Consider the following 22872-nt stretch of genomic DNA (forward strand, 5'->3'; position numbering starts at 1 on the left):
AGCACAACAGGGCCGGGTCCTTTCCATGGACCCGGCCCTCGTCGTCGTAGCGCTGCCCCTCAGAACAAACGCAGCTTGTCGTCCTCGATGCCCCGCATCGCGTCGTAGTCCAGGACCTGGCAGCCGATGCCGCGGTCGGTGGCGAGGACGCGGGCCTGGGGCTTGATCTCCTGGGCGGCGAAGATGCCGCGGACCGGGGCGAGATGGGGGTCGCGGTTGAGCAGTTCCAGATACCGCGTGAGCTGTTCCACGCCGTCGATCTCGCCGCGCCGCTTGATCTCGACCGCGACCGTCCGGCCGTCGGCGTCGCGGCAGAGGATGTCGACGGGGCCGATGGCCGTCATGTACTCGCGGCGGATCAGCGTGTAGCCCTCGCCGAGCGTCTCGATGCGGTCGGCGAGCAGTTCCTGAAGGTGTGCTTCCACGCCGTCCTTGATCAGGCCGGGATCCACGCCCAGTTCGTGCGAGGAGTCGTGCAGGACCTCCTCCATGGTGATGATGAGCTTCTCGCCCGTCTTGTTGATGACGGTCCAGACGCCCTCCTCGTCGCCCGCGCCCTCCTTCAGGGTGCAGGGCGGCGACATCCAGTTCAGAGGCTTGTAGGCCCGGTCGTCCGCGTGAATCGAGACGCTGCCGTCCGCCTTCACCAGGATCAGGCGGGGGGCCGAGGCAAGGTGGGCGGTGAGCCGGCCCGCGTAGTCGACGGAGCATCGGGCAATGACGAGACGCATGGTCGGCAACGCTACTCGACGGTCCCCCGTGAACGCGATTCGCCCGCCCGTCTCCCACCACCCCCTCGACCGGGGCCCTGCGGGCCGCCCCCTTGATCCTGGTTAACCCCTGTTCATTTATGGCCGGTTGTGTGCCTACTGAGACCGCCCCATATACGCATTCTGCTGGTGCCGTCACCGTCCGTTGCTTACCGTATTGAACGGGAGGTCGCGATGTGTGTACGCAGCGTGTTCGGTATCGCGAACTCCCTTTCCGTGTCCGGCAACCCCTCTGATCCGGGGGTGCGAGAGGAGAACCCATGTCGCTCGACGTCTCACCGGCCCTACTCGAACAGGCCGAGCGAGGCGAGGTCGACGAAGCAGCCTTCGTCGACTGCGTCCGGACCTCCCTGCCCTACGCATGGGAGATGATCAGTTCCCTGGTGGCTCAGCTGAAGGTGGACGGCGGCCAGTTCGCCGACAACCTGACGCCCCCGCCGGACGAGCAGGCACGCGGCCAGTTGCTGCGTGCGCTCGCCAGTGACGCGATCCGCGGCGCGCTGCAACGGCACTTCGGTGTCCGGCTGGCCTTCCAGAACTGCCACCGGGTGGCGGTGTTCCCGCTCGACTCCTCGGTCGACGAGACGCTGGCCCGTTTCACCTCGGTCCGCAGTCAGCTGCTCAACCAGTCACCGGAATTCCGGGACTGCTGAGGAGCGAGCCGCTTTGCTTGCCGCTCCGTACGCGGGAGGTGCATTCAGTACTGGAGCGGCAAGCTCCCGCCGTGCAGGCCCGTTCACCCGAGGTGCGGGAGCACTTCGGCGCCGAGCCGTCGGATGTTCTCCTCGGTGGCCGCGAGGTCGCCCGAGCCTTCGACCAGCAGGGCGAAGCGGTTGATGCCGGTCCGCTCGCTGGTCGCCGCGAGGCGGTCGGCGCACAGTCGCGGGGTGCCCACCGGGTGCAGCCCGCAGAGGAGTTCGGTGTAGGCCAGCGGGTCGCGCATCCGCCGTGCGCGGTCGTCGACCGTGACATGGGCGTCGAGGCCCTGCTTCAGCCAGCCCGGCATCGCCTTCAGCAGCGTCTCCGCCGCGTCGGTGCGCCGGTCGGCGATCTGGCAGAGGCCGGCGGAGACATGGCCCGCGCCGAGGATCTCGTCCGCCGGCCTCCCGCACGCGCGCGCGTGGCGCCGCCACAGGGCGACCATCTCGGCCTTCTCCTCGTCCCCGACATGCATCCCGAGGAGCATCGGCAGCCCGCGCTCCGCGGCCAGCCGCACACTCGCCGGTGAGGTGCAGGCGAGCACGACCTCGGGGCCCGGGGTGCCGGACAAGGACTCCGACGGCCGGGGTACGACGGCCACTTCACGGAAGGCGAAGCGGTCCCCGTCCGCCGCCACCGAGGGTTCGCTGAGCCAGCGCAACAGCAGATCGAGTGATTCCGGGTACGACTTCTCGTACGCCTCCAGACCCGAGCCGAACACCTCCAGGTCGACCCAGGGCCCGCCGCGCCCGACGCCCAGCGTGAAGCGCCCGCCGCTCGTCAGGTGCAGCAGCGCGGCCTGCTCGCCGAGGGCGACGGGGTGGACGGTGGGCAGCACGCTGACCGCTGTACCGACCCTCAGGCGGTGGGTGCGGCCGAGCAGTAACGCGGCCAGGGTGATGGCCGAGGGACAGGTGCCGTACGGCACGAAGTGGTGCTCGGCCAGCCATACCGTGTCGAGCCCCGCCTCCTCGGCCACGTCCGCCGAGCGGACCGCGCGGTGCAGTGCCTCCCCCTGGCCCTGGCCCGGGAACTGGGCCGCCAACACGAAACTTCCTACGTGCATCGTTCTTTCCTGCTTCCTCGGCTCCGACCCGGAGCTCCCCCACCGGGCATAACCGTCTGACACGTGCCGAAGACACGGCTTGACGAAGAGATTTGCGGATTGTCTGGAGAACGGATCAAGAAACGGGCCGGACAGGGATCGGTAGGGCTCGGTAGGAGATGGGGAAGGAATCGGGAAAGGAGCGGGAAGGGAGCGGTCTGGAGGGGGACTTGCGGTGATTGGCGCCCTACGCGTACCCCTGACCGCGCCGCGTAGGCTGTTTGGGCCCGTGCTTCCTGTATAGCCCCGTGAGGTGTTCCGTGTCCCCGCGTCGCAACCGACCCAAGGGCAGTGAGTCGTCCGGCCGGAGCGCCGAGGACGACCGGCCGGGCCGTTACGGCGGCTGGGAGTCGACGGAGAGCTGGCGGGGCGAGGAGTGGAACGTGCGGCATGTGGCCGGGGCCGGTGCGCAGGGCAAGACGTACCGCTGCCCGGGTTGTGACCAGCTGATCCCCTCCGGCGTCCCGCATGTCGTCGCCTGGCCGGAGCACTCGGGCGTCGACGACCGCCGCCACTGGCACAAGGCGTGCTGGAACGCGAAGGACCGCCGCACCACACGGGTGCAGCGGTCCAGGAACGCGCCGAAGTTCTGACGGACTCAGACGTCCCGCCGCTCCAGCAGGGCGTACGCGCCGACGAAGGCCGCGGCCGTCACGCCGAGGACGATCCACAGCGGGTCCCAGCCGGACGGGCCCGTGTCGGTGAGCGACTGGGAGTAGAAGACGCTGAGCTGGTTCGGGATCGAGTACTCGAACAGCGCCTGGCGCAGGTCCTCCAGCGACGGCGAGAACATGAACAGCGCGATCACCAGCGGGGCCAGGACGATGCCGATCATGATCGTGATCGCGCCCGCCGAGTGCCGGACGATCGAGCCGACGACCAGCGACAGCAGGCCGAGCAGCGCGATGTAGAGGGACACGCCGACCGTGCCCTTCAGCCACTCGGCGCCGGACGGATCCCGTGCCTCGGTCACCATGCCCACCTGGACGAAGGCCACGAACGAGGACGCCACCAGCGTCACCCCGAACGCCACCGCGAAGAACACGATCGCCTTCGCCGCCATCACCCGCCCCCGCGAGGGGCACGCGGTCATCGTCGTACGGATCATGCCCGTGCCGTACTCCGAGGCCGTCGTCAGCACACCGAGGGTGATGATGCACATGGTGCCGAGGAGCAGTCCGAAGAAGCCCAGGGACAGCGGGGTCTCGTCCCCGAGATCGTCGGACGAGTTGGCGACCAGCGCGCCGGCCGCCAGCCCGATGCCGATGACGAGCAGGACGAACACGCCCAGCGTCCACATCGTGGAGCGCACCGACCGGATCTTCGTCCACTCCGAGGCGAGGGCATGCCCGAGGTGCGTCCGGATGACGGGGATCGGCGAGGTGTACGTCGGGTACGGCGAACCGGGCACCGCCTGCCAGGCGGGCGCGGCCTGCGTCGGGGGCTGCGGCGTGCTCATCGGACATCCTCGGGCTTGGTCGGGGCGGCGGCGGCCTGCACGGGGGCGGTGGCGGGCTGTGTGGGGGCGGCGGCGGCCTGCACGGGGGCGGTGGCGGGCTGTGCGGGTGCGGTGGCGGGCTGTGCGGGGGCGGCGGCGGCCTGCACGGGTGCGGCGGCCGGTTGTGCGGGCATGGTGGCGGGCCGTGGGGTGGCGGCGGGCTGCACGGTGGCGGCGGCCGGTTGTGCGGGCGTGGTAGCGGGCTGTGCGGGTGCGGGTGCGGTGGCGGGCTGTGCGGGTGCGGGCGCCGGTTGTGCGGTGGCGGGCTGCTGAGCCGGTGGGGCGGGCTGGGCGTACGGGTTGGGCTGTCCCGTGCCGGGACCCGGCCCCGTGCCGGGACCCGTACCGTGCCCCGCGCCAGGCCCCGCACTGGGACCCGTACCGTGCCCCGCGCCAGGCGCTCCCGGCGCGGCAGGAGCGCCGTACAGGCCCTGCCCCTGCCCCTGCCCCTGCCCCTGCCCCTGTGCCGGGCCCGGCGCGGCGGTCGGCGGGGCGAACGGCTGCCCGCCCTGCTGGGGTGGCGGCGGCGCGTACCAGCCGGGCTGGCCCTGGCCCGGAACCGGCATCGGCACGGGCGGCTGTGCGCCGGGCGGCAGGGGCTGCCTGAGCCCTTCCCGCTGGTCGATCGTCGACCGGTAGTCGACGGCGCCCTGTGTCATCCGCATGTACGCCTCCTCCAGCGAGGCCTGGTGCGGCGACAGCTCCCACAGGCGTACGTCCGCCCCGTGCGCGATGTCGCTGATGCGGGGAAGCGGCAGTCCGGTCACCCGCAGCGCGCCGTCCTGCTCGGGCAGCACGTGCCCGCCCGCCTCGGTGATCGCGGTGATCAGCTTCTCGCGCATCTGCGGTTCGCTGTCGGGCGTGCGCAACCGCGCGAAGTCGGCGGAGTTCGCCGAGATGAAGTTCCCGATGCTCATGTCGGCGAGCAGCTGACCGCGGCCGATCACGATGAGGTGGTCGGCGGTCAGCGCCATCTCGCTCATCAGGTGCGACGAGACGAAGACCGTACGGCCCTCCGCCGCGAGCGACTTCATGAGGTTGCGCACCCAGAGGATGCCCTCGGGGTCGAGGCCGTTGATCGGCTCGTCGAACAGCAGCACCTGGGGGTCGCCGAGCAGCGCGGCGGCGATGCCGAGGCGCTGGCCCATACCGAGGGAGAAGCCCTTGGAGCGCTTCCTGGCCACGCCCTGCAGGCCGACCACGCCGAGCACCTCGTCCACGCGGCGGGCCGGGATGCCGGACAGCTGGGCGAGGCACAGCAGGTGGTTGCGCGCCGCCCGGCCGCCGTGCACGGCCTTGGCGTCGAGCAGCGCGCCGACCTGGCGGGGCGCGTTGGGCAGCCTGCGATACGGGTAGCCGCCGATCGTCACCTGCCCCGCGGTGGGGTTGTCCAGGCCGAGGATCATCCGCATCGTCGTCGACTTGCCCGAGCCGTTCGGCCCGAGGAAGCCGGTGACGGCACCGGGCCGCACCTGGAAGGAAAGGTTGTACACAGCGGTCTTGTCGCCGTAGCGCTTGGTCAGGCCGACTGCCTCGATCATGCTCCGCACCCATCGAAAGGTTCAGGACAGCGGGGCCCACGCCCCCCGTAAGGGTTAGGAGGATATCCGGCCGCTGACGGTTCCCTTCAAGGCGAAGTAAAATCGCGGGTTCAGACACCCCATCAGGCGTCCCGCCTCTTCAGCAGCACATAACCGCCCACAAGCGCCGCGACCACCCACAGCACCATGATCGCGAGCCCGCCCCAGGGGCCGTACGGTGTGTCGTCGTCCACCGGCGTGACCACCTGCATGATCCTGCTGCCGGCCTGATCGGGCAGGTACTGGCCGATCCTCTCCGTCGCCGAGACATTGCCGAGGATGTTGGAGATCAGGAAGAAGAACGGCATCAGGATGCCCAGCGACAGCATCGGCGAGCGCAGCATCGCGGCCACGCCCATCGAGAACATCGCGATGAGGGTCATGTAGAGCCCGCCGCCGATGACCGCGCGCAGTACGCCCGGGTCGCCGATGGAGGCCTTGAGGTCGCCGAGCATCGCCTGCCCCACGAAGAAGGTCACGAAGCTGGTGACGAGGCCGACGGCCAGGCAGAGGCCGGTGGCCACCGCGATCTTGCTGACCAGGAATTTGCCGCGCTGCGGTACGGCCGCCAGCGAGGTGCGGATCATGCCGGTGCTGTACTCGTTCGAGACGACGAGCACACCGAACACGATCATCGCCAGCTGGCCGAGACTCATGCCCGCGAAGCTGATGAAGGTCGGGTCGAAGGAGAGCTGGTCGTCCCGGCTCATGTTGTCGAACTCGTTCTTCGACAGGGCCGAGATCAGGATGCCGAGGCCGATGGTGACCACCACGGCGAGCGAGAGCGTCCAGACGGTGGACGCGACGGAGCGGATCTTCGTCCACTCGGAGCGGATGACCTGCGTCGTCGCCATGCTCAGGCCCCCTTGTTCCAGCTGTCGCCCCACGGTTGTTCCCGGGGGGTGTCGGAGTGTGCGTGGTATTCCACCGATTCGGCGGTCAGCTGCATGAACGCCTCCTCCAGCGAGGCCTGCTGCGGGCTCAGCTCATGCAGCACGATCTGGTTCTGTGCGGCCAGCTCACCGATCCGCTCCGACTTCCCGCCCTCCACTTCGAGGACCCCGCCGCCGCTGTCCACGGCCGTGACCCCGGCTTCGTGCAGCACATCGAGCAGCCGCTCGCGCTGCGGGGTGCGGATCCGGACGTACGACCGGGAGTTGCGCTCGATGAAGTCGGCCATGGAGGTGTCGGCGAGCAGCCGGCCCTGGCCGATGACGACGAGGTGCTCGGCGGTCAGCGCCATCTCGCTCATCAGGTGCGACGAGACGAAGACCGTACGGCCCTGTGCGGCCAGCGATTTCATGAGGTTGCGGATCCAGTGGATGCCCTCGGGGTCAAGCCCGTTGACCGGCTCGTCGAACATCAGGATCCGTGGGTCGCCGAGGAGCGCGCCCGCGATGCCGAGCCGCTGGCCCATGCCCATCGAGAAGCCCTTGGTCTTCTTCCGGGCCACCGCCGTCAGCCCGACCGTCTCCAGTACCTCCCGCACCCGGCTCGTGGAAATGCCGTTGCTCTGGGCCAGGCAGAGGAGGTGGTTGTAGGCGCTGCGCCCGCCGTGCCAGGCCTTGGCCTCCAGCAAAGCGCCGATGTACGTCAGCGGGTCCTTCAACTGGTCGTAGTGCTTGCCGTCGATGCGGACGTCCCCGGCGGAGGGGTGGTCGAGCCCGAGAATCATCCGCATGGTCGTCGACTTCCCGGCACCGTTCGGCCCGAGGAATCCTGTGACGATCCCGGGTCTCACGGCGAAGGTGAGGTTGTTGACCGCCACCTTCTCGCCGTACCGCTTGGTCAGCCCCTCAAGCTCAATCATGTGGCAACGCTAAAACGGGCGTTCGGCGGATGCCACCCGGAGTGGCAAACCCGGGCCGACGGGTGTGGCAACAATCGCCGAAGCCGTCACTCACAAGGCGGCATACCGGATGGACGGCGACGAGGTGTTTCTGCCACGGGCCCGCATGACTCCGCCGGACAGGACAAAGGCCCGCACCCCCCTTCCCAGGGGATGCGGGCCTCGGCCGCACTAGCTCACGTGCTTACCGGGTCTGCTGCGCGGGAACCCCGCGGGAGATCGGCTCGTCCTCGGCCGGCGTGCCGGCGGCGGCCACCGCGGCGCCCGTGAGGGTCGCCAGCATCTCGCGCACGTTGGTCAGCTGCGCGTTGATGGAGTCGCGGCGGTTGGTGAGGGCGGCCAGCTCGCGCTCGGATTCCGAACGGATGCGGTCGGCCTTGGCGTTGGCGTCGGCCACGATGTCCTCGGCCTGGCGCTGAGCCGTCTCCACCGTCTGGCGGGCGCGGCGCTCGGCGTCCGTGCGCAGCTTCTCCGCCTCCAGGCGCAGCTGCTCCGCGCGGTGCTCGATCTCGGCGAGGCGCTTCTCGGCCTTGGCCTGACGGGAGGCCAGGTCCCGCTCGGACTGCTCGCGGCGCTTGGCGAGGTTCGTCTCGAAGTCGGCGGCGGCCTGCGCGGCCTTGGCGCGGGTCTCCTCGAAGAGGGCGTCCGCCTCCTCGCGCTTGGACTGCGCGTCCTTCTGCGCTTCGGCACGCAGCTGGGCGGAGTCGCTCTTGGCCTTCTCGACGATCCGGACGCCCTCGTCCTCGGCCTTGGCCTTGCGCTCCGCAGCGAACGATTCTGCGTCGTTGCGGACCTGCTGGGCCGCCGACTCGGCGAGTTCGCGGTGCTGCTCGGCGGCACGGCGGGCCTCCTCGCGCAGATCCTTGGCCTCTTCCTCGGCGAGGCGAAGGATCTTCTCGACCCGCGCGCCGAGACCGGCGTACGACGGCTCCGCGTCGCTCACCTGGGCCTGGGCGTTCTGCGTTTCGAGGTGGAGTTCCTCGATGCGCTTTTCCAGAGCGGTGATGCGGGCGAGAGCGCTGTCACGGTCGGAGACGAGCTTGGAGATCCGTTCGTCCACCTGAGCGCGGTCGTACCCACGCCGCACTAGCTCGAAGCCGTAGGGGGAAGTGTCGCTCATGGGGTTCCTGTCGAAAGAGACCGGTGAGGTGATAGGGGGAATCCTAGGGGCCGAAGCGGTGTGTCATCGAGCGGATGCGTGTTTGATCTGGAGAATGACACCTCTTTTGGGTGGCGAACCGTCAGACGGCTTGCCAAGGAGTTGACCAAAGGCCCCAGAAGACACCGAAATGTACCGACTGCGCTAGCTCTCCGGCGACTTGCCACCCGATCGGGGGGCGCCGACCGTCGCACCCGCCTTGACCGCGCCGTCCTTGCCGGCCGACGGCGCCTCGAAGGATTCGAGCGCCTCCAGGACGTCCTGGACGCGGGAGATCTCGGCGTTGATGTCCTCGCGGCGCCGCACGAGGATCTCCAGCTCGCGCTTGCCCTCCTCGACCGTGCGCCGCGCCTCGCGGATCGCCTCGGCCTTGAGCTCCTCGGCCTCCTTCACGAGCGCCGACTTCTTCTGCTCGGCCTCCTTGAGGAGTCCTTCGGCCTTCTTGACGGCGGCGATACGGACCTTGCCCGCCTCGGAGTTGGCCTCCGAGACCAGCTCCTTGGCCTTCGCCTGCGCCTTGGCGAGCTGCTCCTCGGCGGCCTTGATGAGCGCGTCGCAGCGGTCGCCCGCCGACTTCATCGTCTCGGCCGACTCCCGGCGGGCCCGCTCGTGCAGCTCCTCGATCTCGGTGGTGATGCGGTCGCGCAGCTCCTCGGCGCGCTCGCGGATCGCGGTGGCGTCCCGGCGGGCGCCGACGAGCAACTCGTCCGCGTCCGTACGGGCCTGCTCCACTGTGGCGTTGCCCTCGACCGTCGCCTCGGACACCAGCCGGTCGGCCTCGCTGCGGGCCGCGCCGACCATCGTGTCGGCCTGCGCCTCGGCCTCGGCCGTCGTCTTGTGCGCCTGCTGCTGCGCCTCGGTGAGCAGCTTGTCCGCCTCGGCCGTGGTCTCCGTGATGAGCTTGTCGACCTGCTCGGCCGCCTCGGACCGCCGCTTGTTGGAGTCCTTGCGGGCCTCGTCCAGGGTGCGCTCGGCCTCCTCGCGCGCGGACGACACCAGCCGCTCCGCCTCCGCTTCGGCCTCCGCCTTGACCCGCGCCGACTCGGCACGGACCCGCTCCGCGTGCTGCTGAGCCGCCCCCACGGTCTCGGCGGCCTCCGCGCGCAGCCGCTCCGCGTCGCCGGTCGCCTCCGACATCCGCTGCTCGGCCCGGGCCACGGACTCGGCCCGTACCCGCTCGGCCTCCGCGGCCGTCTCCGTGGTCAGCCGCTCCGCCTCGGAGCGCGCCTCGGTGATGAGGGTGTCCGCCTGCGTCGCCGCGTCCGACCGGATCCGGTTGGCGTCCTCGCGGGCCTCCGCCCGGGAGCGTGAGGCGTCCTGCTCGGCCTGCGCGGTGGTCTCCGAGGCCTGAGTGCGCACCCGCTGGGCGTGCTCGGCGGCGTCCGAGCGCAGCCGCTCCGACTCCGCGATCGCCTCCGAAACGGTGTGCTCCGCGAGGGACTTCGCGGCCTGCGCCTCCTCGGCCGCCTCCCGCCGGATGCGGCCCGCGTCCTCGCTGGCCCGCTCCCGCTCGGCGTAGGCGTCCGCGCGAACCCGGTCGGCCTCCTCCTGCGCCTCGCGACGGGCGCGGTCCGCCGCGTGCTCGGCGGCGGAGCGCAGCCCCTGGATCTCCTCCTGGGCCTGCTCGTGCAGCCCGACGACCGAGTCCCGTACCTGCTGGGCGTGCTGCTCGGCCGCCGACACCATCTCGGTGGCACGCCGGTCGGCCTCCTCGACCAGCCTGACCGCCTCGGTCTGCGCCTCCTCCACGCGGCCCCGCGCTACGGCCAGCAGCTCCTCGCTCTGCTCGCGGGCCCGCTCCCGCTCCTGGTCCGCCTCCTGGCGCGCGGAGCCGAGGAGTTCCTCGGCCTCACGGCGGCGCCGGGCGGCCTCCTCCTGGGCGGCGGCCAGCGTCTCCGTGGCCTCCGCGGCGAGCCGCTCGGCGGCGGCCTGCGCCTCCGCCCGTACCCGGTCGGCGGTGTCCTGGGCCTCCGACTTCAGCCGCTCGGCCTCCGCCGCGGCCTCCGACCGCAGTCGTACGGCGATGGCCTCGCCCTCCGCGCGGGAGGCGGAGGCGTCCGACGCGGCCTCGTTGCGCAGCCGTTCGGCCTCCGCCTGGGCCTGCGCCTGGAGCGTACGGATCCGCTCGGCGGCCTCGGCGCGCAGCCGCTCCGTCTCCTCGGCGGCCTCGCGGCGGATCCGCGCTGCCTCCTCGCGGGCGTCGGCCAGTGCCTGCTCGGCGGCGGCGAGCCGCTCCTCGGCCTCGGTGTGCAGCCGCGCCAGGCCCTCGGCGGCCTCGGCGCGACGGGCCTCTATGGTGCGTTCGGTCTCCTCGCGCAGCTCGCGCGAGGCCCGCTCGGCGTCCGCCCTGATGCCGTCGGCCTGCTCGGCGACCTCCTCGCGGTGCCGCTCGGCCTCCTGGCGGGTGCGCTGCAGCGTCTCCTCGGCCTGGCGGCGCAGCGTCGTCGCCCGCTCGATCGCCTCCGTACGGACCTTCTCGCTGTCCGTCTGGGCGCTCTGGCGCAGCTCGTCGGCGTCGGCCTTCGCCTTGGAGAGCAGTTCCTCGGCGGTCTTGGCCGCCTCCTCGATCTGCTGGACGGCCTCCTTGCGGGCCTCCGCGCGGATCTTCTCGCCCTCGGCGACCGCGTCGGCGCGCAGCTGCTCGGCCTCGCCGCGCAGCCGGCGGGCCTCCTCCTGCAGCTCGACCGTCTTGGCGCGGTACTCCTTGGTGTCGTCCTTCGCCGAGCCCTTCAGCTGCTCGGCGATGTCGTGCGCCTCGGCACGCAGCCGGTCCGCCTCGGTCTCGGCCTCGCGACGGATCCGCTCGGCCTCCTCGCCGGCCGCCTTGGTGGTGTTCTGCGCGTCCTCCTGCGCCTTGTTGAGGACGTCCTCGGCGGTCTTGGCCGCCTTCGACAGCTGGGTGGCGCTCTCTTCGGCGGTGATCGTGCGGGCCTTCTCGGCGGCCTCCTCCACGATCTTCTCGGCCTCGCCGCGGGCGTCCGCGACGATCTGCTCGGCGTCCGCCTTGGTGGCCTCGGCCTCCTTGGTGGCCTCGCTGACCAGCCGGGCGACCTGCTCCTTCGCCGTACGGGTGCGCTGCTCGTTGGCCGCCTCGGCGCTGGAGAGGGCCTTGGCGGCGGCCTCCTTGGCCTCGGTGAGCACCTTCTCGGCCTCGGACTGCGCCGTGCGCAGCGCCTCCCCGGCCTCCGCCATGCGCTGCTCGGCGGCCCGGCTGAGCTCCTGGGCCTGGCGCCGGGCGGAGTCCGACTCGGTCACCGTGGAGGTGCGCAGCTGCTCGGCGTGGTCGGTGGCCTCCTGGGCCTGGGTGGACGCCGCGTTCAGCAGCCGCTCGGCGTCCGCGCGGGCGCGGCGCAGAAGTTGCTCGGCCTCCGCACGGGCCGTCTCGGCCTCGCTGGTCAGCCGCTGCCGGGCCTCGGTGGTGATCCGCTCGGCCTCGGCGCGGGCGGTGGCCATGGCCTGCTCGGCCTCCGCGCGGGACTCGTCGAGGAGCCGGCGGGCCTGCTGCTCGCTGCGGGCGCGCAGCTGCTCGGCCCAGGCCACGTTCTCGTTGACGTGCGACTCGACGGTCTGCCGGCGCTCGGCCAGCTCCTGGTCGAGCTGCTGGCGGCGGGTGACCGCCTCCTGATGCAGCTCCGCCTGGAGCCGGGCCGCCTGCTCGGCGTGCTCCTGGAGGATCCGCTGGGTCTGCGCCCGGGCCTGGCTCATCTCCCGCTCGGCGTCCAGCCGCAGCTGGTCAGCCTGCATCTGGGCGTTGCGCAGCATCTGCTCGGCCTGATAGCCGATGTCGCCGCCCTCGTAGGCGGGCCGGGACATGAGGGTGCGCCGCGCCTCGTGCAGCTTGGCGCGCAGCACCTCGACCTGGTAGCCGAGGTCCTCGGCGTGCTGGATCGCCTTTTCCCGCTCGGTCTTCAGCCGATCCATCTCGGCCTCGAACCGAGAGAGGTGGTCGACGTCAGCCGCCGGCTCTCGCTCCTGGCGTTCGTAGCCCCGCACTGCGCGGTCCCATCCGTCCCCTGGTCGCAAGTCTCTCCAAACGAGCTCCGTCCATCCGCCGAACGGGGCCCCCGGGGAATGGTGTCAGATCCACGGCGGAGCACGGGCTGCTGCCCCGACGCTCGCCCCCCGAAACCTGGAACCCCGGCGGTCCTGGAGTGCCAAAGGCGGCATCGACCGCCCGGAGGACGGGCCTCGCGGCGTCCGTGCGTGCCGGACGTTGCGAGGCAGGCGCCACCTCTGACGCCAGGACCTGGTCACCACAGGGTTGAGCGGCGACCGCCCCCAACCCTACCGGCCCATATGTACGGGGGTCAGTGCTCAGGTGACTCAACGGGCGCCGAAGTGACCAGTTCTGTCAGGACGCCATGGCAATCCTTTGGATGCAGGAAGGTGATCCTCGACCCCATCGAGCCGCGCCGGGGCTCCTCGTAGAGCACGCGTACGCCCTTGTCCTCGATGTCCGCGGCGTCGGCGTCGACGTCCGCCGTGCCGAAGGCGATGTGGTGGACGCCCTCCCCGTTCTTCGCGAGCCACTTCGCGACGGTGGAGTCGTCGCGGACGGGCTCCAGGAGCTGGAGGTAGGACGCTCCGCCGTCGGACGTATCGTTGATCTTGAGCATGGCCTCGCGTACGCCCTGCTCCTCGTTGACCTCGGAGTGGAACACCTCGAAGCCGTAGGTGGCCCGGTAGAACTCGACGGTCTTGTCGAGGTCGAAACAGGCGATCCCGATGTGGTCGATTCGCGTCAGCATGAAGTCAGTGCAGCGCCATGTGGCCGGTTACGCAACGTGCGCGCGATCACACCGAACGCCGGATGACGGGGTGGACTACCGCTCAGTACATTCGAAGTACACCCTCATCTGGGGGGATCCCCCCAGACCCCCAACTCGTTCACTCCTCAGCTGTGCAGCTGGAAGGGGATCGCACCTCATGTCTGGAACGAACACCACGACATCCGTCATCGTCGCGGGTGCCCGCACTCCGATGGGCCGGTTGCTCGGCTCGCTCAAGTCGTTCTCCGGGGCCGACCTGGGCGGCTTCGCGATCAAGGCCGCCCTCGACCGCGCGGGAATCGGCGGCGACCAGGTGCAGTACGTCATCATGGGCCAGGTGCTCCAGGCCGGGGCAGGGCAGATCCCGGCACGCCAGGCCGCGGTCAAGGCGGGCATTCCGATGAACGTCCCGGCGCTCACCGTCAACAAGGTGTGCCTGTCCGGCCTCGACGCGATCGCGCTCGCGGACCAGCTGATCCGCGCCGGCGAGTTCGACGTGATCGTCGCCGGCGGCCAGGAGTCCATGACCAACGCCCCCCACCTGCTCCCGAAGTCCCGCGAGGGATTCAAGTACGGGGCGATCGAGATGCTCGACGCGATGGCGTACGACGGACTGACCGACCCGTGGGAGAACGTCCCCATGGGCGAGTCGACCGAGAAGCACAACACGAGGCTGGGCATCGTGCGCCCCGAGCAGGACGAGATCGCCGCCCTGTCCCACCAGCGCGCCGCTGCCGCCCAGAAGAACGGCCTCTTCGAGGCCGAGATCACCCCCGTCGAGATTCCGCAGCGCAAGGGCGAGCCGGTCGTCTTCAGCAAGGACGAGGGCATTCGCGCCGAGACGACGGCCGAGTCGCTGGGCAAGCTGCGCCCGGCGTTCGCCAAGGACGGCACGATCACCGCGGGTTCGGCCTCGCAGATCTCCGACGGTGCGGCGGCCGTGGTCGTGATGAGCAAGGCCAAGGCACAGGAGCTGGGCCTCGACTGGATCGCCGAGATCGGCGCCCACGGCAATGTGGCCGGTCCCGACAACTCTCTCCAGTCGCAGCCGGCGAACGCGATCCTGCACGCCCTGAAGAAGGAGGGCCTGGAGGTCGCGGACCTGGACCTCATCGAGATCAACGAGGCGTTCGCCGCGGTCGCCGTCCAGTCAATGAAGGACCTCGGAGTGTCCAGCGAAAGGGTGAACGTCAACGGTGGCGCGATCGCCCTCGGTCACCCGATCGGCATGTCGGGCGCCCGTCTCGTGCTGCACCTCGCGCTGGAGCTGAAGCGCCGGGGCGGCGGCGTCGGCGCGGCCGCGCTGTGTGGCGGCGGCGGGCAGGGTGACGCGCTCGTCGTGCGGGTACCCAAGGCCTGATGCCGTTTACGTCGGTGAGCCGAACGGAGCTGTGATGCAGGACGTCGCCACACTGGTGGACCAGGCCAGAGAGGGCCGGCCGCGGGCCGTGGCCCGGCTGATCTCCCTGGTGGAGGGGGCGTCCCCGCAGCTCCGCGAGGTCATGACGGCGCTCGCCCCGCTGACGGGCAACGCGTACGTCGTCGGCCTCACCGGCTCGCCCGGTGTCGGCAAGTCGACATCGACGTCGGTGCTCGTGACGGCCTACCGCAAGCAGGGCAAACGGGTGGGCGTCCTCGCCGTCGACCCGTCCTCGCCCTTCTCCGGCGGCGCCCTGCTCGGCGACCGCGTCCGCATGTCGGAGCACGCCTCCGACCCCGGCGTCTACATCCGCTCCATGGCGACACGCGGCCACCTCGGCGGCCTCGCCTGGGCCGCGCCGCAGGCGATCCGCGTCCTCGACGCGGCGGGCTGCGACGTGATCCTGGTCGAGACCGTCGGAGTCGGCCAGTCGGAGGTCGAGATCGCGTCACAGGCCGACACGAGCGTGGTCCTCCTGGCACCCGGCATGGGCGACGGCATCCAGGCCGCCAAGGCCGGAATCCTGGAGATCGGCGATGTGTACGTCGTCAACAAGGCCGACCGCGACGGCGCCGACGCCACCGCCCGCGAGCTGAACCACATGCTGGGCCTCGGCGAGACCCGGGGCCCCGGCGACTGGCGCCCCCCGATCGTCAAGACGGTCGCCGCCCGCGCCGAGGGCATCGACGAGGTCCTCGAAGCGCTGGAGAAGCACCGCGCCTGGATGGAGGAGCGGGGCGTCCTCGCCGAGCGCCGGCTGGCCCGCGCCTCCCGCGAGGTCGAGACGATCGCCGTCACCGCCCTGCGCGAGCGGATCGGCGACCTGCACGGTGACCGGCGGCTGGGCGCGCTGGCGGAGCGGATCGTCGCGGGGGAGTTGGATCCGTACGGGGCGGCGGACGAGCTGGTGGCCGGGATCACGGCGGGCTGACGGGAAGCGGGCGTACGTGTGTGCTGAGCCCTCCGCCGGCCGCGCCGGTTTCGCCGCTCCGCCGCGGGGCCGCGATGCGCCGTCGTTCGTCCGCGGGCCCGCCGTGGCTGGCCGCTCCCGCGCGGCGGAGCCGCGAAATCGGCCCGGCCCCGCGCCCCTCGGGCACCGCAGAACCGCGGCGGACCCAGCCCGACCTGCTTGGTACGGCGGCCGGTGCGGATGGCTTCCCGCCGGGTGACCGCTGGTGCGGATGGCTTCCCGCCGGGTGACCGCTGGTGCGGATGGCTTCCCGCCGGGTGACCGCTGGTGCGGATGGCTTCCCGCCGGGTGACCGCCGGGTGACCGCCGGATGGTGTAGCGGATCATGGCGCCGGAACTCGCAGGTCGAGGGCGGTGGTCACGCCGGAGCAGGTGTCCGGAGCGCCTGAGCAGGGCGCCTCGCGGACTGCCGCCGCCACGAGACCGCCGTGGGCCTCGACCGGAACCCCAAGCCCTTGATCCCTACACCACCCCGCGGGACACGACCCCGGCGCGTGCCCGCGGGACGCCCGCTGATCGTCAGTCGACGTCGTGGCGGTCGTCGTGGCGGTCGTCGTGGTCGTCGTCGTGGTCGTCGTCCGCGCGGCTGTCGCGGTCGCCGTCGTCGCCGTCGTCGTCCGAGTCGGCCGTGACCTTGCCGGTGTTCAGGTCGACGTGCCAGTCGCGGTCGTCCTTGCCCGAGCCCGTGCTGACGTCCCAGGCCTTCGCGCGGCCGTCGTCGTCGAGGTCCACGTCGGTCACCGTCCCCTTGGCGGCGGCGGCCTCGGCGGCCTGCGCGGCGGTCACGGAAGTGCCCTTGAGCGCGGCGCGTACGTCGGCGGTGTCGTCGTCATCGTCCTCGCGCCCGGTCTGGGAGCCGAGGACGTTGCCGCTGGCCGGATCGATGCTGACCGTGTGCCAGGTGTCGTCGCCGGCGAGGATGCGGACCTGCCACCCGGCCGCGCCGTCATCCCCGCGGTCATCCCCGTCGTCGTCACCGTCGTCGTCCAGTTCGGCGGAGACGGCGGTGCCCGGGGCTTCCTTCAAGGCGGCGGTGATCGCGTCGGCGGCGGTCACGGTGCCGGACTCCACGCGCCGTGCGTCGTCGTCCCGCGTCACCGTCGCGCCCGCCCCCGTCTGCCGCGCGGGCGCGTCGTCCTCCCCCGAGACCGCGAGCGCCGTGGCCGTACCGCCCCCGATCAGTGCGGCGGCTGTGACAGCGGCGATCACGATGTTGCGCTTCATGTGGATCCCTCCCGAGTCGTTGCTGTTCGTTCGACGGGAATCAATCTCGCCGACCGACGCTGAGGGGAACCTGAAGCCGCCTGAAGACATCTTCAGCTTGGCTTTGCGAACCTGTACTCCATGCGCCCGCCCGTCTCCCACCACCACCCTGCTGGAGGCGCTTCGCGCCACCCTTTTCGATTCTTGATCGTGGAGGACGAAAAGCGGCTGGCCCTGTCGCTCGCCAAGGGCCTGTCGGCCGAGGGCTATGCCGTCGACGTCGTGCACGACGGCCGCGAGGGCCTGCACCGGGCGACCGAGGGATCGTACGACCTGGTGATCCTCGACATCATGCTCCCCGGCCTCAACGGCTACCGCGTCTGCGCCGCCCTGCGCGCCGCCGGACACGACGTGCCGATCCTGATGCTCACCGCCAAGGACGGTGAGTACGACGAGGCGGAGGGCCTCGACACGGGCGCGGACGACTACCTCACCAAGCCGTTCTCGTACGTCGTCCTGGTCGCCCGGATCAAGGCCCTGATGCGGCGACGGCAGGGCGCCGGGGCCTCGCCCGTGCACGTCCACGGTGACCTGAAGGTCGACACGGCCGCCCGCCGTGTCTTCCTGGACGGGGACGAAGTCGCGCTGACCACCAAGGAGTTCGCGGTCCTGGAGCAGCTCGTCGTGCGGGCCGGCGAGGTGGTGTCCAAGGCCGAGATCCTGGAGCACGTCTGGGACTTCGCGTACGAGGGCGACCCGAACATCGTCGAGGTGTACGTCAGCACCCTGCGGCGCAAGCTGCGCGCCGGGCTCATCCGGACGGTGCGCGGCGCCGGCTACCGGCTGGAGACGGCGTGAGACGACGGCTCTTCGGCTCCGTACGCTCCCGGGCGACGCTCGGCGCCACCCTCGTCGTCGCCGTGGCGCTGCTCGCGGCCGGGACCGCCGTCCTGCTGTCGCTGCGGTCCAACCTCGTCGGCCAGGCGGGCACCCAGGCCGAGCGGTCCGCGCGGGAGGTCGCCGCCGACCTCGCGGCCGGGACGGCGTACGAGCAGCTCTCCCTGGACGACGACGACCGGCCGGTCCAGATCGTCGACGCGGCCGGCAGGCTGGTCGCGGCCGGCGAGCAGCTGGAGCGGATCAGCGGGACGGGCACGGACGCGGTCCGGCCGCAGGCCCCAGGGGGCGGCGGCCCGGCGGAGGGCGACGGCGACGACGATGACGATGACGACGACTCCGACGACCGTTCCCTGGAACCCGGTGAGATCGGCCGGGACACCACCTTCCACGACGGTTCCGCGACCATCGAGGGGGAGTCGGCCGACTACCGCTTCGCCGAGGTCCACGTGGAGGTCCCTGGCAAGGGCGCGCTGACCGTCTACGCGGGCGCCCCGCTGTCCGCCGAGCAGAGCGCCGTCAACACCGCGCTGACCGTCATGCTGATCGGCCTCCCGCTGCTGCTCGGCGTCGTCGCGGGCGTGACCTGGCTGGTCACCGGGCGTGCACTGCGCCCGGTGGCGGGCATCCGCGGCGAGATGGCCGCGATCACCGCCTCCGAGGACCTGGCCCGCCGGGTGCCGGTGCCGGACACGCACGACGAGGTGGCCCGGCTCGCCCGGACGACCAACGAGACGCTGGCCGCCCTGGAGACCTCCGTGGAGCGCCAGCGGCGGTTCGTCGCCGACGCCTCCCACGAGCTGCGCAGCCCGATCGCGTCCCTGCGCACCCAGCTCGAAGTGGCCGCCGCCCATCCCGAGCTGCTGGACCTGGACGGCGCGGTCGCCGACACCGTACGACTGCAGCACCTGGCCGCCGACCTGCTGCTGCTGGCCCGGCTGGACGCGGGGGAGGGGCCGGCCGGCACACGCGTGGACCTCGCCGCGCTGGCGGGGGAGGAGGCCGCCGGGCGGACGGGCGTGACGGTCGAGGCCACCGGCGCCGTCGAAGTGGCCGGATCGCGTGGGCAGTTGGGGCGGGTGCTGGCCAATCTGCTGGACAACGCGCAGCGGCACGCCAGAACGGCGGTCACCGTGGCCGTACGGCGGGACGGGGACCGGGCGGTGGTCGCGGTCGCCGACGACGGCGACGGGGTGCCGCAGGCCGACCGGGAGCGGATCTTCGAGCGGTTCGTACGGCTGGACGCCGCCCGCAGCCGTGACGACGGCGGCGCGGGGCTGGGTCTCGCCATCGCCCGGGACGTCGCCGTACGGCACGGGGGCACGCTCACGGTACGGGACGCGCCGACAGGCGGAGCCCTGTTCGAACTCCGCCTGCCGCTTCCCTGAATTCAGGACGTCAGGGGCGCCCGCGCTGCCCGCGCAGGTGCTCGGCGATCGGCTTCAGGCCCTTGTCGAGCTGGGCCAGTGCCTCGGGGGGCAGCAGGTCGATGAAGTGCCTCCGCACAGACGCCACATGATGGGGCGCGACCTTCTTCATCGTCTCCATACCGTGCTCGGTGAGCACGGCATACAGTCCACGGCGGTCGGACTCGCAGTTCTCCCGCCGCACCAGGTCCGCGTTCTCCATGCGGGTGATCTGGTGCGAGAGGCGGCTCTTGGACTGGAGGGTGGCGGACGCGAGGTCGCTCATCCGCATCCGTACGTCCGCCGACTCGGAGAGATTCACCAGGATCTCGTAGTCGTTCATCGTCAGGCCGAACGGCTGCAGGTCCTTTTCGAGCTGGTACGTCAACAGCCTGTTGACCTCCAGGTGGGTGCGCCAGGCGCACTGCTCCGCATCGGTCAGCCAGCGCGTAGCCGTCTCGGTCTCCATGAATGAAGTCTACCTAAAATGTTGAAAGGCGAACTAATGAGGGTGGTGTGACGGTGCGCACACGTTCGATGTCACACTCCGCAGACTACCGCTCACAGCCCGAAGCGACGCTGAAGGTCTCCCAGCTGTCCGGGAAGGCGCGGTGTGCCCGGTTGCTGTGCGGGCCCTGTGTGACCACCGCGGGCCCCAGGTACGCCGGCCTGCTGCGGGACCGCCCCCGTGGCCTGCTCGGCCATCAGGGTTTCGGTGGACTGCAGCAGGACCGTACCGGCTCCCACGAACTCGAACTGATGCTCCTCGCCGGACGCCCCGCCGAGGCCCGTCATCGCACGTAGACCGCCCATCAGGCCCGTCATGTAGCCATGGTCGTAGTGATGGCACGGTGACGGGCAGTCGGCCCAGCCGACGAGCGCCTGCGGGTCCACCCGGATCGGCGGTTCCATGAACACCACCGGACCGTTGGATGCGGCTACGAAGGTGCCGGTTCCGATCAGCGTCAGAAAACCCGGAACGATCGACTGCTTGAGCGCAAGACTTGGCTGAAAAGCGAGCAGGTTGCCCGCGCGAATGGTCAGGTTGCCCTGGTCCAGGTCATACGAATTGACGTCGAAGGCCCGGTCGGCGAGGAGCATCTTGCCCGAGCCCTCCGCCACGACCCAGTCGCTCGCATGCAGAGGCGAATGAAAGGACGTACGGACAAGACGGTCCAGACGGCCGTGTCCGATGCCGTTGAAGTCGATCGAGCCGTAGTAGGCGATCATCTTCCCCTTCTGCAGGAACCACTGGGTGCCCTTGAGCTCCACGCAGAAGGTGTACGAGTTCACGTTGTCGTCGGCGGGCAGGGTCATCGGGTCGTGGACGACGACGCCGGGAGTTCCGTAGGTCACAGCTTCTCCTCCGAGGCCTGGACGTACACCGCGCCGTTGCCCCTCAGCTCCAGCTGGAAGGCCTCGCCGGAGCCGCGGCCCACCATGTCCCGCCAGCCCAGGGCGGTGGACAGCTTGTTGCGTACGTCGCCGTGGTGGGCGACGTACGCCTGCGGGTCGACATGGACGGGCCGCTGGGGGGTGATCGGTATCTCGAAGACGCCGCCGTGCGCCATCACCGCGACCGCGCCCTGCCCCTTGAGGGTGGTGGTGAACAGTCCCTGACCCGTCACCTGGCCCCGCACCATGCCCATGACGCCGCCCTGGGACCCCAGGAACATCGTGCCCTGCTGGAGGGTGCCCTCGAAGGCGAGCAGCCGGTCCGCCTCCACACACAGCGTGTCGCCGGCGAGGTTGATCACCTGGACGTGGTGCCCGCCGTGCCCGAACAGAACCGTGCCGCTGCCCTCGACGGTCATCAGCGGCGTGTCCTCATGGGCGACCCGGCGCCCGATCATCGACATGATCCCGCCCTGGCCGCCGGCCATGTTGGGCGTGAAGGACACCTCGCCCTTGTAGGCGAGCATGGCGCCACGCTGACTGAACAGCCGCTGGCCGGGCATGACGGTCGCCTCGACCATCTTCGAGTTGATCTCACGGAAGCCCATGTCACACCTCCCCCGCGACGGTGTTCCGCTCACTGGGCTGCACGTACACCAGCCCGTCCCCCTCGAAGCGGATCTGGAAGGCCTCACCGCCGCCCTCGCCTACGAGCGTGCGGAACGTCACACCGGACTGGAAGGACTGCCGAAGATTCCCCTGGTGCGCCACATAGGCCCCCGGGTCGACGGTCAGCGGATACTGCGCGCTCACCCGCAGCACGACAGCCGGCCCGTCCGACATGATCGCCGCCTGCCCGCTCCCCTCGACGGTCGTGGTGAACAGCCCGTTTCCCTGAGAGGCGCCACGCAGCCCCGTGAAGGACGTGCCCGTCCGCAGCCCCGCGTCGGTCGCCAGCAGGTTGCTCGACTCCACGTACAGCTTGTCCCCCTGGAGACTCACGAGGTTGATCTCGGACGCGCGGTCCGCGAACCAGCACGTGCCGTGCCCGGACACCTCCATCACGGTCATCTGCTCGCCGGTGATGCGCCGGGTCACCATGCCCCGGAGCCCCTCACCGCCGCCGCTCAGCTTCTTGAAGGCCATCTGCCCGTCGTACGCGACCATCGAGCCGTTCTTCGCCTTCACGGCGTCCCCGGTCATGTCGACGGCAAGCACCTTGCTGCCTTGAAGTCGGAACATCGCCACGGGGTGAAGGTAGCCGCACGCAAGCCCTTGCCGACAGATCCCGGGGGTGGAGGCGGACCCTGAGAGTGCCCCTAGGGGGTGGGGGGTGCCTTCACCCCGCGAAGTCGTTTGCCACAATGGGCGGGATGTTTGTGCCGGTGTTCACAAGCAGTCGACGTCTCCCCCATCGAAGGTGACCCGTGGACCTCAAGACCGCCTCCTCCCTCCGCCGTCTCCGTCTCGTCTCGGTCCCCGAGGCCGTCTCGTTCCTGCTCCTGCTGGTCTGCTCGGTACTGAGGCGGACCACGGACTTCGACGCGGTGCCCGTGATGGGCATGATCCACGGCGTTCTCTTCATCCTGTACGTGATCTTCTGGGCGGACGCCTGGAACCGTACGAAGTGGTCCCTGAAGACCGCCGCCCTGTACTTCGTCCTCTCCGTCCTGCCCGCCGGCGGCTTCTTCGCCGAGCGCAAGCTCAAGCGCGAGGCCGAGAACGCGGTGATCGCCTCCCGCGCCCGCAGGGAAGGGATCGTGAACGCGTGATCGTCGCCTTCTCCGTGACACCGCTCGGTGTCGGCGAGGACGTGGGCGAGTACGTCGCCGACGCCGTCCGCGTCGTCCGCGAGTCCGGCCTGCCCAACCGCACGGACGCGATGTTCACCTCCGTCGAGGGCGGGTGGGACGAGGTCATGGACGTCGTCAAGCGTGCCGTGGCCGCGGTCGAGGAGCGCGCCCCGCGCGTGTCCCTCGTCCTCAAGGCGGACATCCGCCCCGGAGTGACCGACGGTCTCACCTCCAAGGTGGAGACGGTGGAGCGTCATCTGGCCGAGTAGGCCACACCCGCACCAGCAGCGAACCCCGGCCCGACAAGGGCCGGGGTTTTCTCGTCCGCTCTTTCTGAGCGAACGCTCAAAACACTGCTA

Annotated in this window: 22 protein-coding genes; 8 read left to right on the plus strand and 14 right to left on the minus strand. The window is 70.8% G+C overall.

The annotated features are described in order from the left end of the window. Window positions 1-59 precede the first annotated feature (59 nt). On the minus strand, window positions 60-731 hold the full coding sequence (nucS, locus tag GFH49_RS38060; protein ID WP_155060614.1) for an endonuclease NucS: 672 nt from the start codon (window positions 729-731) through the stop codon (window positions 60-62). Window positions 732-1030: 299 nt separating this feature from the next. Here nucS and GFH49_RS38065 point away from each other — a divergent pair, with 299 nt between their 5' ends. Next, window positions 1031-1423 carry an SCO5389 family protein gene (locus tag GFH49_RS38065; RefSeq protein ID WP_155060615.1) on the plus strand — a complete coding sequence of 131 codons (393 nt, stop codon included), beginning with the start codon at window positions 1031-1033 and terminating at the stop codon, window positions 1421-1423. Between the two features lie 83 nt (window positions 1424-1506). On the opposite strand, the gene GFH49_RS38070 is transcribed toward GFH49_RS38065, so the two are convergent. After that, window positions 1507-2535: an LLM class flavin-dependent oxidoreductase gene (locus GFH49_RS38070; RefSeq protein ID WP_155060616.1), complete on the minus strand. Its 1029-nt coding sequence runs from the start codon at window positions 2533-2535 to the stop codon at window positions 1507-1509. A 299-nt stretch (window positions 2536-2834) separates the two neighbouring features. On the opposite strand from GFH49_RS38070, the gene GFH49_RS38075 reads away from it, so the two are divergent. Further along, the gene (locus GFH49_RS38075; protein ID WP_155060617.1) at window positions 2835-3167 is read left to right on the plus strand and encodes an Rv1322 family protein; all 333 of its coding nucleotides are present in this window, start codon (window positions 2835-2837) and stop codon (window positions 3165-3167) included. A gap of 5 nt (window positions 3168-3172) precedes the next feature. On the opposite strand, the gene GFH49_RS38080 is transcribed toward GFH49_RS38075, so the two are convergent. The 7 genes from GFH49_RS38080 to mce form a co-directional block, all read right to left on the minus strand. Next, the gene (locus GFH49_RS38080; protein WP_155060618.1) at window positions 3173-4033 is read right to left on the minus strand and encodes an ABC transporter permease; all 861 of its coding nucleotides are present in this window, start codon (window positions 4031-4033) and stop codon (window positions 3173-3175) included. Then, window positions 4030-5613, minus strand: coding sequence for an ABC transporter ATP-binding protein (locus GFH49_RS38085; protein ID WP_155060619.1), 1584 nt, complete (start codon window positions 5611-5613; stop codon window positions 4030-4032). The genes GFH49_RS38080 and GFH49_RS38085 overlap by 4 nt, the downstream gene beginning before the upstream one ends. 122 nt (window positions 5614-5735) lie before the next feature. After that, window positions 5736-6506 (minus strand): ABC transporter permease, encoded by a 771-nt coding sequence (locus GFH49_RS38090; protein WP_196218278.1) that lies wholly within the window; start codon window positions 6504-6506, stop codon window positions 5736-5738. A 2-nt stretch (window positions 6507-6508) separates the two neighbouring features. Next, window positions 6509-7462, minus strand: coding sequence for an ATP-binding cassette domain-containing protein (locus GFH49_RS38095; RefSeq protein WP_155060620.1), 954 nt, complete (start codon window positions 7460-7462; stop codon window positions 6509-6511). A 223-nt stretch (window positions 7463-7685) separates the two neighbouring features. Next, the gene (locus tag GFH49_RS38100; protein WP_155060621.1) at window positions 7686-8621 is read right to left on the minus strand and encodes a coiled-coil domain-containing protein; all 936 of its coding nucleotides are present in this window, start codon (window positions 8619-8621) and stop codon (window positions 7686-7688) included. Between the two features lie 183 nt (window positions 8622-8804). Beyond that, window positions 8805-12653 (minus strand): polarized growth protein Scy, encoded by a 3849-nt coding sequence (scy, locus tag GFH49_RS38105; RefSeq protein WP_155060622.1) that lies wholly within the window; start codon window positions 12651-12653, stop codon window positions 8805-8807. Between the two features lie 314 nt (window positions 12654-12967). Further along, entirely contained in the window at window positions 12968-13408 is a 441-nt protein-coding gene (mce, locus tag GFH49_RS38110; RefSeq protein ID WP_155060623.1) for a methylmalonyl-CoA epimerase, read from the minus strand. 178 nt (window positions 13409-13586) lie between these two features. On the opposite strand from mce, the gene GFH49_RS38115 reads away from it, so the two are divergent. After that, window positions 13587-14789 (plus strand): acetyl-CoA C-acetyltransferase, encoded by a 1203-nt coding sequence (locus GFH49_RS38115; protein WP_155060624.1) that lies wholly within the window; start codon window positions 13587-13589, stop codon window positions 14787-14789. Between the two features lie 34 nt (window positions 14790-14823). Continuing rightward, window positions 14824-15780, plus strand: coding sequence for a methylmalonyl Co-A mutase-associated GTPase MeaB (gene meaB, locus GFH49_RS38120; protein WP_155060625.1), 957 nt, complete (start codon window positions 14824-14826; stop codon window positions 15778-15780). A gap of 558 nt (window positions 15781-16338) precedes the next feature. Here the strand turns inward: meaB and GFH49_RS38125 are convergent. Then, the gene (locus GFH49_RS38125; RefSeq protein WP_155060626.1) at window positions 16339-17043 is read right to left on the minus strand and encodes a PepSY domain-containing protein; all 705 of its coding nucleotides are present in this window, start codon (window positions 17041-17043) and stop codon (window positions 16339-16341) included. 120 nt (window positions 17044-17163) lie between these two features. On the opposite strand from GFH49_RS38125, the gene GFH49_RS38130 reads away from it, so the two are divergent. Next, window positions 17164-17880, plus strand: a complete 717-nt coding sequence (locus GFH49_RS38130) for a response regulator transcription factor (protein WP_408055988.1) — start codon at window positions 17164-17166, stop codon at window positions 17878-17880. Next, a complete protein-coding gene (locus GFH49_RS38135; protein WP_155060628.1) occupies window positions 17877-19307 on the plus strand; it encodes a sensor histidine kinase in 1431 nt (476 codons plus the stop codon). Before GFH49_RS38130 ends, GFH49_RS38135 begins: the two co-directional genes overlap by 4 nt. Window positions 19308-19317: 10 nt before the next feature. Here the strand turns inward: GFH49_RS38135 and GFH49_RS38140 are convergent, their stop codons facing one another. From GFH49_RS38140 to GFH49_RS38155, 4 genes are all read right to left on the minus strand, one after another. Continuing rightward, window positions 19318-19794, minus strand: a complete 477-nt coding sequence (locus GFH49_RS38140) for a MarR family winged helix-turn-helix transcriptional regulator (RefSeq protein WP_155060629.1) — start codon at window positions 19792-19794, stop codon at window positions 19318-19320. 92 nt (window positions 19795-19886) lie between these two features. Then, on the minus strand, window positions 19887-20642 hold the full coding sequence (locus GFH49_RS38145; RefSeq protein WP_155060668.1) for an AIM24 family protein: 756 nt from the start codon (window positions 20640-20642) through the stop codon (window positions 19887-19889). 35 nt (window positions 20643-20677) lie between these two features. After that, window positions 20678-21328, minus strand: a complete 651-nt coding sequence (locus GFH49_RS38150) for an AIM24 family protein (protein WP_155060630.1) — start codon at window positions 21326-21328, stop codon at window positions 20678-20680. Between the two features lies 1 nt (window position 21329). Next, window positions 21330-21962, minus strand: coding sequence for an AIM24 family protein (locus GFH49_RS38155; protein WP_155060669.1), 633 nt, complete (start codon window positions 21960-21962; stop codon window positions 21330-21332). Window positions 21963-22147: 185 nt separating this feature from the next. Between GFH49_RS38155 and GFH49_RS38160 the strand changes: the two genes are divergently transcribed. Next, window positions 22148-22492: a DUF3817 domain-containing protein gene (locus tag GFH49_RS38160; RefSeq protein WP_155060631.1), complete on the plus strand. Its 345-nt coding sequence runs from the start codon at window positions 22148-22150 to the stop codon at window positions 22490-22492. After that, window positions 22489-22782 carry an MTH1187 family thiamine-binding protein gene (locus tag GFH49_RS38165; RefSeq protein WP_155060632.1) on the plus strand — a complete coding sequence of 98 codons (294 nt, stop codon included), beginning with the start codon at window positions 22489-22491 and terminating at the stop codon, window positions 22780-22782. Before GFH49_RS38160 ends, GFH49_RS38165 begins: the two co-directional genes overlap by 4 nt. Window positions 22783-22872: the final 90 nt, after the last annotated feature.

The sequence above is a fragment of the Streptomyces blattellae genome (assembly GCF_009709555.1).
GTDB classification, from domain to species: Bacteria; Actinomycetota; Actinomycetes; order Streptomycetales; family Streptomycetaceae; genus Streptomyces; species Streptomyces blattellae.